Source organism: Bacillus sp. WMMC1349 (assembly GCF_013155385.1).
GTDB lineage: Bacteria > Bacillota > Bacilli > Bacillales > Bacillaceae > Bacillus.
The window spans coordinates 2,822,501-2,834,454 of record NZ_JABJUQ010000007.1; the positions used below are offsets into that span (position 1 = coordinate 2,822,501).

Consider the following 11,954-nt stretch of genomic DNA (forward strand, 5'->3'; position numbering starts at 1 on the left):
CCTTCCGATACGGCTACCTTGTTACGACTTCACCCCAATCATCTGTCCCACCTTCGGCGGCTGGCTCCAAAAGGTTACCTCACCGACTTCGGGTGTTACAAACTCTCGTGGTGTGACGGGCGGTGTGTACAAGGCCCGGGAACGTATTCACCGCGGCATGCTGATCCGCGATTACTAGCGATTCCAGCTTCACGCAGTCGAGTTGCAGACTGCGATCCGAACTGAGAACAGATTTGTGGGATTGGCTTAGCCTTGCGGCTTCGCAGCCCTTTGTTCTGCCCATTGTAGCACGTGTGTAGCCCAGGTCATAAGGGGCATGATGATTTGACGTCATCCCCACCTTCCTCCGGTTTGTCACCGGCAGTCACCTTAGAGTGCCCAACTGAATGCTGGCAACTAAGATCAAGGGTTGCGCTCGTTGCGGGACTTAACCCAACATCTCACGACACGAGCTGACGACAACCATGCACCACCTGTCACTCTGCCCCCGAAGGGGACGCCCTATCTCTAGGGTTGTCAGAGGATGTCAAGACCTGGTAAGGTTCTTCGCGTTGCTTCGAATTAAACCACATGCTCCACCGCTTGTGCGGGCCCCCGTCAATTCCTTTGAGTTTCAGTCTTGCGACCGTACTCCCCAGGCGGAGTGCTTAATGCGTTTGCTGCAGCACTAAAGGGCGGAAACCCTCTAACACTTAGCACTCATCGTTTACGGCGTGGACTACCAGGGTATCTAATCCTGTTCGCTCCCCACGCTTTCGCGCCTCAGCGTCAGTTACAGACCAGAGAGTCGCCTTCGCCACTGGTGTTCCTCCACATCTCTACGCATTTCACCGCTACACGTGGAATTCCACTCTCCTCTTCTGCACTCAAGTTCCCCAGTTTCCAATGACCCTCCCCGGTTGAGCCGGGGGCTTTCACATCAGACTTAAAGAACCGCCTGCGCGCGCTTTACGCCCAATAATTCCGGACAACGCTTGCCACCTACGTATTACCGCGGCTGCTGGCACGTAGTTAGCCGTGGCTTTCTGGTTAGGTACCGTCAAGGTACCGCCCTATTCGAACGGTACTTGTTCTTCCCTAACAACAGAGTTTTACGATCCGAAAACCTTCATCACTCACGCGGCGTTGCTCCGTCAGACTTTCGTCCATTGCGGAAGATTCCCTACTGCTGCCTCCCGTAGGAGTCTGGGCCGTGTCTCAGTCCCAGTGTGGCCGATCACCCTCTCAGGTCGGCTACGCATCGTTGCCTTGGTGAGCCGTTACCTCACCAACTAGCTAATGCGCCGCGGGTCCATCTGTAAGTGGTAGCCGAAGCCACCTTTTATGATTGAACCATGCGGTTCAATCAAGCATCCGGTATTAGCCCCGGTTTCCCGGAGTTATCCCAGTCTTACAGGCAGGTTACCCACGTGTTACTCACCCGTCCGCCGCTAACCTTTCGGGAGCAAGCTCCCTATGGTCCGCTCGACTTGCATGTATTAGGCACGCCGCCAGCGTTCGTCCTGAGCCAGGATCAAACTCTCCATAAAATGGAGTGCAGATTAAGTTCGTCACTTGTGACGATATCTGCCCTGACTTGCACTAAATGTGCTTTGTATTTCTTATTTCTTGAATTAACAGGTACGTTTTGTCTTGTTTAGTTTTCAAAGATCATTTTCACCTCTCGAAGAGGCGACTTTATTAGTATAACATTCTATTAGATTCAATGTCAATACTTTTTTAATTGTTTTTTGTGAATCTTATTTATAAAGCCGTCTTGTTAAGGACGAATATTAATATACCACCTATTTTTGATTTGTACAATAGTTTTTTAAAAAAAATAATAATCAAAGTAAAAGAAACTTTTTCCTAATAAAAAAAGGCTGTTTTGAACTTGGCTAATGTACATATTGTACAAGTCCTTTACTACAAGAAAGTCTCTCCAAATTTAATCCAAGTCAAATGTTTTTTCTTAGTTCTACGACAAAATGGCTCATTTATTATACCTTTAAAGCATTCTTTAAAATCGCCCTCTCGATTAATAAACTTTGGAATGTTTAGTTGATCTACAATCCATCCACTTATCTATATCAATCCCCAATTACAGATGCGTCGTAGATTCAAACACTTAAATTTTAACTAAATTCGTATTCCCCCCTTAATATCTTCTCATCCTTTCTTCTCTATTAAAAATAAGGAACAATGCAAAGATTAGGTATCTTTTGCTTGATCAAATTGCTCATCAATAAATAGCGAATAATTTGAATAAATGGTATAGGTCAAACAATTTTCCTTTCACATTGAATCCAGATATCAACTATTACAAGATTGCTGAATCCCTGTTACATAAAAATACCTGACGAAATAGAAATCGCGGAGTTTCATTATCAGATGATAGACGAAGTGAATGTAAACTTGCAAATTTTCATATCATCAAAACGTATTCCACAAAGAATTTTATGTTTTTTAAAAAAATAGGAAAATATTACTATTTTTTATTGTGTTCCAAATCCTCTTGAATTTGTCTTATTTCGTTTTACAATTATTATAAATTCAGTTAAAAGCGAGGAGGTTAGGGAAATTTGTTAGGATCCCTCAGTTCTACATAAAAGTTGCTTTTATCATAAGGTTTGAATTGTTGTTCTCCTTTTACTTTTTTCGTTTGTACTGTTTAGAATCAAATCTCCCAGGAGGGTTCTCGTGAAGTCAGCCTCTAGGTTATAAGTTCTGTTGTTCTCACTGCTGGTAGTGGGACTGCTTATATTGGCTTAATTACAGTAAGGGACAAGCACCTGTCCAGCGATACTTGCCAAACATCAAGGCCTCGCGAGGAGATCAAAATGGTGAAAAGCATTTTGCGGTCGAAGTGAGCAAGTCGTGTTCATGGTCAAGCCAAAAAAATTATCAATGGTATAAAAAGGAATTGAGACTCATGAAAGAAAAGCTAGAATGCCATGGTACCACTAACAATGGCAAGAATAAAACCTTCCCGCATTGACATGGTAGGTGGACAGTGACAAATTTGCTTATAGAGTAAAAGAGGAGGAATGAAATAATGAAAAATCTTTCATATAAGAAAAATAGAAAACCCTTAACTCGAAAAGTCAAAGCTACGTTCGCTGTGTTGGGGATGTCTATCGCTTTGATAGGGGCTGCCACGTTGCCCGCATATGCCTGGGTGAATCCGGGTTACCACTACCAGTATCCATCTGAAGGGGGAACTTGGAAGTACGGATTCGTGAACGCTGGGCTCCGTTCCGAGTACAACCATCCAACGAAGATCCACGGCTCAACAGTGCAAAAGCTTATCGACGGCAAAGTGGAAAAAACCAACAGGAGCATAGACACGGCTCCGGGGCGCTACTCTAATGCCTATGTCGGAACCATAAATTCGCCTGGTCTGAAGGGCCGTTACTATTACCGTACCAACTAATTAAGGAGATACCGATTGTTGCCATTGTCTGATAGGGCGAGTTCAGATAGCTCTTGGAGTCCCGCTTTTGTATAAGCATATTATAGTGGGTTGCGTGGGGCGTTTTTTCACTCTACTTACGCTGTTAGCATGCGATCATCACTGACCTATATAAGTGAGACTTTCCGCAGGCCATTTGTCAAGAGAGTTAAATCTATATTCTTTACTTTAATTTAAAGATAAAAACATACAGATCAAATGAGCTTGCTCTTACTGCCCACCTGCCATGTCGGTGCGAGAATATTTTTTCCCAGAAGCATTTACTATCTGGTCGTTTTTATCGGAATCACAGTTTCATGAGTTAATACCCTATTTTGATTTCTCCTTCCTATATATCGCATGGGAAGGAGATACTTTTTGCTACCCTACGAAAGAACATTATTTATAAAAAGGTGACTAAATGTGACCTCAGGAACATTCCTTTTTGAGGAGGAATTCTTTCGCAAGATCTAGTTCGTAGTTTATGTGACTCAATGCATGTACTCTGTGGGCTTCGACTTTGGTTAAAATACCCCCTTCTTTAAGATAAATAACAGGGACGACTAGGATGTAAAAGTCTGAACAAGAGGGAAGAAAAAAACAACACACCGCGTCCAGCTTATAATTGGTACTTTTAATCAATCGGTTCGACAAGGAGCAAAGTTCCCCTTGCGCCCCATTTCCTTATAAGAACAACTGAAAAGGGGTAAGGATATATTGTATTGATAAATAAAGGATTTGATGCTTGTGACAAGGAAGAAATAAGATGTCACGGCACTACCAACAAGGACAAGAAAAAACCGCTTATGTACTAATATGGAAGGTGGCGGTGATAAATTAGCGAAAAGAGTAAAAATAGTCAAATCAATTAAGGAGGAATCAAATAAATGACCCCCGTTTTTTATAGGCAAATGAGGAAAAACTTAAGCCAAACAATAAAGGCGACATTTGCTGTGTTGGCGATGTCCTCAGTAGACATCAAATTTGATTGGAGGTGCAGATGTGATTGAAGCCCAAGGCATTTCAGTAGCAATTGGTGGGCGGTCCGTGCTTGACAATGAGACCGTTCGTTGTACGCCCGGAATCATGACAGCCCTTGTTGGTCCAAGCGGATGTGGGAAGACCACCCTCTTGCACTGCCTCGGGCTGTTGTTGCCTGTGGATCAGGGACGCATTTTGATCAACGGAGACGATGTCACAAGCTACGGCACTGCGGCACGGCGCAGATTCTGGCGTGATCACGCGGCGTTCATACTTCAGGATTACGGCATCATGGATGAGGAGACAGTTGCCTTCAATGTGACCATGCAGGCGAGCGTCCTAGGACGACGTGTCACGGGAAACCAGGAACGGTTGGCACAGGTACTCGAGCAGACAGGTCTCCAGGGTCGAGAAGGTGAGTTGGCCAGTCACCTGAGTGGGGGTGAGAAGCAGCGACTCGCACTGGCTCGTGCCATCTATAAGGACGCTGCATTCCTATTCGTCGATGAGCCCACCGCCTCACTCGACACAGCTAATAGGCGTATGGTCATCGATTTATTTGCGAATTTCGCTGCGCGTGGCCGTACCGTCATTGTATCGACGCACGATTCTGAAATGATCAATGCGTGTGGAGCCGAGCATAAGGTCGGTTCCAACAGTGCGTCACACCATTCATCGACTAGCGATCCTACTAGTTTAGGAGGATCCTCATGAAATCATCCTCTAAAATCATGATCGGTGTCGTTGTTGGCTTACTGCTGATAGTAGGGGCAGCTGCGCTCCTAAACGGTTGGATCCCATTATCAAGAGACACGCATCCATCGTGTGACAAGCTGCCGACTGTAGCAGAGGCCAATGCGGCACTCACCAGACATCAAGACCTTGCCGAGGAGATCAAATCGCTTGGTGATAGCATTGATATCGAAGTAGGCAAGCCGTGTCCTGATGACCAGAATCGAGGGCTGATCATGGTCAGATATGGTTCGAAATCCGAGCGTGACACCATCTCCGACCTACTCAGCCGCCGCAACGGCTTTGGGGTTCCTGTGCATCTGGTGAAGCGCTAGTGCGGATTTCTGCACAGCTAGTTCGTTGCAGCGCTGTCTACCGCTTGTGCGCAAGGCTAGTTCACTTATATCGTCAAGCGAACCTGACGCTGATCACGTTGGCCGGCTGTACATCATGGAGCCTTTGTAATGGTAGATAGCGGTGACATATTAGTTGAAGATTAAAAATGTTGACCGAAAATCGTCGCATGAATGAGGAGGAACAAAATGGGAAAACATGATTCTCTAATGAAGGAAATTACGCTAGGCCCCGGCGATACCCGTCGCGATACCTGGGGTCTAGTATGGCGAGTTTCAAATAGTTCTGGAGGACCTAGTCGTGTATAAACGTATTGTAGCAGCTGTCGCGGGCGCGTTGTTTGCTTTACTCGCGCTACTGGCGGCGATCATCACCGACCTATATGATCGAGACTATCCGCAGGCCATTGGTGTCGAGAACAGGGTTAGCCTCAACTTCAGCGAATCAGGGTTTTCTATCACTGAAGCGTTTGAGAAGCTGGAGAAGCTTGATGCACGCTGGGATCTTGGTCTGGTAAAAGTCGCGCCGGACCTGGCCAACGACGGCGATGGTCAGATATTCGTAGCACTTAACGATGGAAATCTTCCCGCCGAATTTACTTGGTTTGGTGGCGAAGGTGTAGGGAAAATTGTCGGCAAAGAACGACTAACCACCTCCTATCCAGATGGATTCTATCTCGTAACCGGCAAAAGTGCTCACTTGAGTGAATTCGAAGACACGCTAAAAAGGGCAGGCGTAAAGGTTGACCGCGGGGAAGCTTCAATTTTTAACAGCCTTGAATTCGTGGTGCGGGAAAGAGGATTTACTGCCGCCATTCTTGCTGCGTTTGCGCTGATTGCAACGCTGGCGTTGTTCTGGTTGTCACTGAAGGCGAGAGGGCGAGCCCTCCGGGTTCTTGGCGGATGCCCGACCGTGCGTATCCAGATGCAGGATCTGGCTGGGTTCGGGGGTGCGCTGCTGTTTTCAGCGGGTGTCGTAGCATTGGCTGCAGCGGGGTATGTAGGTTTGTTTCATGGCTGGGTGTACGTTGGTACCTTTCTCAAGGTGTTGGTAAGCCTGCAGGTCGCCGTCATCGCTGTATCCCTGCTCGCTGCGCTTATCATGTCAGCCTCTGCTTGGCCGAGCGCTACTATGCTTGCTACCAGACAACCGGCAATAAAGAGCCTGCGTTCGGCGGCGATCGTGATCCAGGCGCTAACGTTCCTTCTGGTGGTGGCTGCGGCTGGGCCTGCTTGGTCCGCATACAAACACTCATCCGCTATGGCTGCTGAGATGGCTCAGTGGAAGAAACTCTCAGATCAGGTCGCCATTGTGTTCGCGACAGACGTTAACGAGATGGACCACATGGAGCCTCGGATTGGCAAACTGGTGAAGGATGCTGAATCGCTTGATAAGGTTGCTCTTTCCTACACATACACTAAAGAAATGCAAATGCCGGTCGATTTTGGAGAGTACTCGGCTATCTCTTTCGTAAATCAGCGTTGGCTTGATCTAGTAACCACAGGTGCACCACAAAAAGCTGTTACATCTGTACCTAACCACAGCATTTCAGATGAGCTTGTCAAAATGATTCGAGAAGAGGCTGAGCTTTTGTCGAGGAAAAAGCTTTCCGATGATCGGTTCGCAAAGTTCAAGTTCTTGCGGCCGACCGGCGGGTTCCAGCTGCCGGTGGCCCAAGGAGGAGGGGGCGAAAGGCTTCACTTTGCGGACGATGTTCTGGTCGTTGTCGTGCCCTCGCTCTACGATACCTATAACGATTCTACCTTGACATCCATGGTCTCGGGTAGCAATATCATGTTCACCGGTGTGACTCCTACACAACAATTGCTAAAGAAACATGGTCTCGACGTGAAGGCGTTGCGCGATCGTGGTATTAAAGGTGAACTAAATGTTGTCTATGTTGCCGAAGATGGGATTCTTCAGGCGCAATTCGCAGCATACATTGTGTGGTTGCTGAATCTTGCGCTAATTGCATTGGTTATTGCTTTCACTGTCGCTGCTGCGATCAGTGCGATGATTACCGCAATGCTACAGGCTAAGCGTGACTTCCCGCTACGGGTGGCAGGCCAATCATGGGTGCAGATTCTCCAAAGCCGCGTTGCCAAGGAATTGCTTGCTGGGGTTGGTCTCGTGGGCGTCGTTGTCTTGCTCCAAAGGCCTGATGAGATTTGGGCTGTAGTTGTGGCGGCGGTGTATGGGTTACTTGTTGTGCCACTGAGCCATCTGTTTGCCACACGTTGGTGTTTCAATAGCGTCAGTAGACGCCGAATTTGATTGGTGGATAGAGATGATGATTCAAGCCTAAGGCGTTTCAATTGGCGAGCGGTCCGTGTTTGACGGTGGGCCGTTCGTTTCATGCCCAGAATTATGATATCCCTTAATAGTCTGAGCGGATGTGGAAAACTACACTCTTGTACTGCCTTGAGCTGTTTCTCCTAGTAGATTAGTGTATTCTGTTCGACGCCGACAAACAAATTGATTGCAGAAAAACTCACAAAACTAAGTTCAACGTTTTGGACAAGCTATAGATATAATTTTTAAGGATATCCTCTCGTTCGTTAAATCAGACCCTGAATAGAGGCAGTAAATTTAATTCTCTTTTCGTGTCGACTTTCTCCCCTGTTCGAATACCGGTAAAACAGCCAGATGGTGTCGAAAATGGAAACAGATTTATCATGACTTTCTCAAGCATAACAACACACTAAAACCAACTTCTAAATTATATGTTTTTGTAAGCTTTTAAAACTTTGCAAAATGACTTGTCGGCTGTATTTTTTTCTAGTATAGTAAAATATAATTAAATATTCTGATGACCACAAGGGGAGCCTTCAGGCTGAGAGTGAACATTGTTCTGACCCTTTGAACCTGTTAGTTAACGCTAGCGTAGGGATGTGGCAAAGTGATATATACCTCTGCATAAAAAGCAGTGCGTGGAAACTTCTGCACCTTCCCCCGCACTGCTTTTTGTTTTCCCTTGTTGTTCATCAAAAGTGAGGGGAACTATGAATCATTCAAAACAACTTGTACAGCTGATTGAAATTGCAATGATGACAGGAATCGCCATTATTTTGGATACGATTTCTGGAATGTTTTTAAAAATGCCCCAAGGCGGCTCGATTGCAATCATGATGATTCCAATTTTTTTGATTTCTTTTAGACGAGGAGTGAAGGCCGGCTTGACAACCGGATTTTTAACTGGGATTATGCAGTTTGTTACTGCAAACCTGCATGTTTACCAACCTATTCAAGTTTTTCTTGATTATTTTATCGCCTGCACTGTCATAGGAATTAGCGGGCTGTTCGCAGGACTCATTCGAAAAGCTTCATTGGAAAAACGGACAAAAAAAGTGATGACTTATGTAGCAATTGGGGTCTTTTGCGGGAGCTTTTTAAAGTTTCTTGCCCACCTGATTAGTGGTGTCGTCTTTTTTGGAGAGTATGCACCTAAAGGGACACCTGTATGGCTTTATTCATTTATTTATAATGGAACATATATGCTTCCATCTTTTGTTGTTTGCGCAGTTGTCTTGGGCTTATTGCTACTGACAGCGCCGAGACTTTTGCAACACCGATAACGCAAAAGGAGCTGTCTAAAAAGTCCTTTTTCAACATAAATCAGGGGGAATTGCGAGACTCCTGCGGAAACAGCGAGCCAGGCGAGACCCAAGAGGAGCAAGGAACGAGCTCCGAGGAGGCTCGCGGATCGCCCGCGGAAAGCGAGCAAATTCCCCAATTTTTATTCATCCACACGACTTTCAGGATAACCCCTTTTTATGATTCTATTAAGTCAGCTACCAATACATAACGTTTTGGTGCTGAACCGATGAAATCAAACGGATAACAGGTTGAAACAGTTAACGTTGCTCTCGGCTTTGGAACAATAACTGTTCGATCATCCGCCTCAACAATCCGAACTTTTTTTACTTTGTACGTGAAAGTTCCGTAAGCCGCCTTCACAATTAACCGATCCCCCTTCCCCACTTGACCAAGCTTTCTGAAAATGGTATCGCGGTGACCTGATAACACGGAATTATCAGCCTCACCAGGTAGAACAGAACCCGCAAAATGCCCGACTCCTTTTTGCAGTTCATTTTCATCAGTTCCATGATAAATGGGAAGCTTTGCCTTCATTTTTGGAATCACAAGCTCACCGATCATTTCACCTTTTTTAAACGTCTGGTCAATTGTTGGCTGCACTTTATGTTTAGTTTGAACGGAGGTCTTTTCATCTTTCATTTGTGAAAAAAGGACATAACCATGTAACAGCTTAAATAAATTGGTAGTGGTAAAATACAGTCCAACCATAATCATTGCAACAGCTACAAACAATATGATGCTTTTTCGAGATGCTCTAATTTCATTTCACTCCTCATCCATACTATGCTGCTTTGCGAAGTCTCCTGATGAGAAAATATCCGCCAATGATCAATAATAAGCCAATGATTGACCATTCTGCATAATGTCCCGCCGTTTTAGGCAGCTTTGCACCTTTTACCGTCTTTTTCACATTTGCATGATGTTTGACAGCAGTCTTCGCTTGTTTTATTTTTTTTCCTGTATCATGAATAAAATCTGACCCAATCATTTGAGGTGTAAGCAGAACATCCGCAAGGAATTTCCCTTGAACGTTATACACCTTAACAAGCAGACTGCTCCCCTTCAAATCGCGTGGATGAACTAAAGTGGTCAAAGACACTTCTTTTTTCTTACCGTTTTTGACTAAATAATATTTTGTTTTCACTTCAAGTGTTTTCTGAAGATCGTTCAAAACAGACAGCATTTCAGCAATATCATGTGCTGACAGTTCTGATACGGATTCAAAATCAGCAACTGCTTCAAGCCGCTCTCCAAGTGCCATGAGGTCATGTTCAAGATTCGGATTTTTATCGCGAACATTGCGAAGATGGTTGACGAGTCTCCCCCATTCTTGGTCATCAACCCCAATTTCTTGAAAAAGATTGTCGATATCAAGATCATCATCTCCGTGTGTTACAGCTAAAAGAGCATGATCTAGTTCACTCTCAAAAATAAACACATCAAGTATCTGTTGTTCCCGTTCCATCATTCCATTTTCAACGAAAAGTTCAATCGCTTCTTTTTCACTTAACCCATATTCTTCTAAATATGAAGCAAGTCGTTTTTTAGTCAGTCTTTCACCCAAAAAACTTCTTAAATCTTCAGTTGATTTAAAACTTTTTATGCTTTCATCATATGTGTCTTGCAGATAGTCATTAAGTTCTTTTTCTGTCATTCCAATTTCTTCAAGATATTGATTAAGATCTGTCTGTTTGGGTGCAGCTAAAGCTTGTCCAGCTGGTACTAACAATAATACACACATCAATATTGATATTAGTTTTTTCATTTTATATCCCCCTAAGTTAACCTTATCTTTTGATTATAATGGAATTATTTCAAAAAACATGTATTGTATTTGAAATTTTTTTCATCTATAATATTTCATTCTCTTTTTGTTAAAAGTCATAATCTTTATCTCTATTGAATGTAATATAGTAAAGCTTTAAAAGAGGAGGTATAAAAGTGAACCCTTACTATATGATGCTCTTATGTTATCTTTTATCTATCTTCCATTTTTTAATAGGGTACAGGGAAGCTTTGAAAATCAGTGAAGCTGACGGAATGGTTAACGGGACAACAATGATCTCCTCTATTCCGCTCGGTGTCATTTTTGCTTTTTTCTCTCATTATTTTTGGAAGATGACAATATAGGAATTGTTAATAGATGTGGCGAATTCAATAATGAAAGGAGTGGTCTTATGAAAAAGAAAGTATTACTAACAGGTTTTGATCCTTTTGGCGGAGAATCGATCAATCCATCATGGGAAACCATTAAACAACTTCACGGAGAGACAATAAATGAGATTTTCATTATTGCTGAACAAGTTCCGACCGTTTTTCACCAATCAGCCATTGTCTTGGAAAAAGCGATCCAAAAGCATTGTCCTGACGTTGTGATTTGTGTGGGACAAGCTGGCGGAAGACCACATATCACACCGGAGCGTATCGCGATTAATATTGATGATGCCCGTATCCCTGATAATGAAGGCCAGAAGCCAGTTGATGAACAAATTTCTGATCATGCGCCAAATGCTTACTGGTCATCCCTTCCCATTAAACGAATTGTAAAACAGATGAGAGAACACGGTATTCCGGCATCGATCTCTCATTCTGCCGGAACTTTTGTATGCAACCATTTATTTTATCAGTTAATGCATTTCATTGATCGATCTCAATCAATGATTAAGGGCGGATTTATCCATATTCCATTCCTACCTGAACAAACGACTGATAAAAAAGAACCAAGCCTCAGTCTCGACATGATGATCAATGGATTGCGAATTGCTGCAGTCACGGCGGCCAGTCATGACATAGACATACGTGAATCAGGCGGCTCACTTTGCTGACTCCCCGCCTTTCCTTCTTTTTTCCCCACCTCAAA

9 protein-coding genes, 1 rRNA gene and 1 riboswitch (1 of these 11 cut by a window edge) are annotated in these 11,954 nt (G+C 44.2%); of the genes, 7 read left to right on the forward strand and 3 right to left on the reverse strand.

The features are described 5' to 3' along the window. A 16S ribosomal RNA gene (locus tag HOO54_RS16885) occupies window positions 1–1,529 on the reverse strand (it extends 21 nt beyond the left edge of the window). A gap of 1,505 nt (window positions 1,530–3,034) precedes the next feature. Between HOO54_RS16885 and HOO54_RS16890 the strand changes: the two genes are divergently transcribed. The 5 genes from HOO54_RS16890 to thiT all read left to right on the forward strand — a co-directional run bounded on the left by HOO54_RS16890 (window position 3,035) and on the right by thiT (window position 9,072). After that, a complete protein-coding gene (locus HOO54_RS16890; RefSeq protein ID WP_172297268.1) occupies window positions 3,035–3,412 on the forward strand; it encodes a lactococcin 972 family bacteriocin in 378 nt (125 codons plus the stop codon). 1,020 nt (window positions 3,413–4,432) lie between these two features. Further along, window positions 4,433–5,125, forward strand: a complete 693-nt coding sequence (locus tag HOO54_RS16895; protein ID WP_172297270.1) for an ABC transporter ATP-binding protein — start codon at window positions 4,433–4,435, stop codon at window positions 5,123–5,125. Further along, on the forward strand, window positions 5,122–5,478 hold the full coding sequence (locus HOO54_RS16900) for a hypothetical protein (protein ID WP_172297272.1): 357 nt from the start codon (window positions 5,122–5,124) through the stop codon (window positions 5,476–5,478). The genes HOO54_RS16895 and HOO54_RS16900 overlap by 4 nt, the downstream gene beginning before the upstream one ends. A 319-nt stretch (window positions 5,479–5,797) precedes the next feature. After that, a complete protein-coding gene (locus tag HOO54_RS16905; protein WP_172297274.1) occupies window positions 5,798–7,771 on the forward strand; it encodes a hypothetical protein in 1,974 nt (657 codons plus the stop codon). Between the two features lie 534 nt (window positions 7,772–8,305). Beyond that, window positions 8,306–8,404: riboswitch (TPP riboswitch) on the forward strand. A 95-nt stretch (window positions 8,405–8,499) separates the two neighbouring features. Then, window positions 8,500–9,072 carry an energy-coupled thiamine transporter ThiT gene (gene thiT, locus HOO54_RS16910; protein WP_172297276.1) on the forward strand — a complete coding sequence of 191 codons (573 nt, stop codon included), beginning with the start codon at window positions 8,500–8,502 and terminating at the stop codon, window positions 9,070–9,072. Between the two features lie 196 nt (window positions 9,073–9,268). On the opposite strand, the gene HOO54_RS16915 is transcribed toward thiT, so the two are convergent. Then, complete coding sequence (locus HOO54_RS16915; RefSeq protein WP_172299653.1) at window positions 9,269–9,808, reverse strand: class D sortase; 540 nt, start codon at window positions 9,806–9,808, stop codon at window positions 9,269–9,271. 67 nt (window positions 9,809–9,875) lie between these two features. Beyond that, complete coding sequence (locus HOO54_RS16920) at window positions 9,876–10,859, reverse strand: processed acidic surface protein (protein ID WP_172297278.1); 984 nt, start codon at window positions 10,857–10,859, stop codon at window positions 9,876–9,878. Window positions 10,860–11,035: 176 nt separating this feature from the next. On the opposite strand from HOO54_RS16920, the gene HOO54_RS16925 reads away from it, so the two are divergent. Further along, window positions 11,036–11,224: a hypothetical protein gene (locus tag HOO54_RS16925; protein WP_172297280.1), complete on the forward strand. Its 189-nt coding sequence runs from the start codon at window positions 11,036–11,038 to the stop codon at window positions 11,222–11,224. A gap of 47 nt (window positions 11,225–11,271) precedes the next feature. Then, window positions 11,272–11,919: a pyroglutamyl-peptidase I gene (gene pcp, locus HOO54_RS16930; RefSeq protein WP_172297282.1), complete on the forward strand. Its 648-nt coding sequence runs from the start codon at window positions 11,272–11,274 to the stop codon at window positions 11,917–11,919. The last annotated feature ends 35 nt before the right edge of the window (window positions 11,920–11,954 follow it).

What these genes read in the sequence shown, in the direction of transcription:
- HOO54_RS16920 (WP_172297278.1), bottom strand. Translation starts at nt 10,859, where the DNA reads ATGAAAAAACTAATATCAATATTGATGTGTGTATTATTGTTAGTACCA.
- HOO54_RS16890 (WP_172297268.1), top strand. Translation starts at nt 3,035, where the DNA reads ATGAAAAATCTTTCATATAAGAAAAATAGAAAACCCTTAACTCGAAAA.
- thiT (WP_172297276.1), top strand. Translation starts at nt 8,500, where the DNA reads ATGAATCATTCAAAACAACTTGTACAGCTGATTGAAATTGCAATGATG.
- HOO54_RS16900 (WP_172297272.1), top strand. Translation starts at nt 5,122, where the DNA reads ATGAAATCATCCTCTAAAATCATGATCGGTGTCGTTGTTGGCTTACTG.
- HOO54_RS16915 (WP_172299653.1), bottom strand. Translation starts at nt 9,808, where the DNA reads ATGATTATGGTTGGACTGTATTTTACCACTACCAATTTATTTAAGCTG.
- pcp (WP_172297282.1), top strand. Translation starts at nt 11,272, where the DNA reads ATGAAAAAGAAAGTATTACTAACAGGTTTTGATCCTTTTGGCGGAGAA.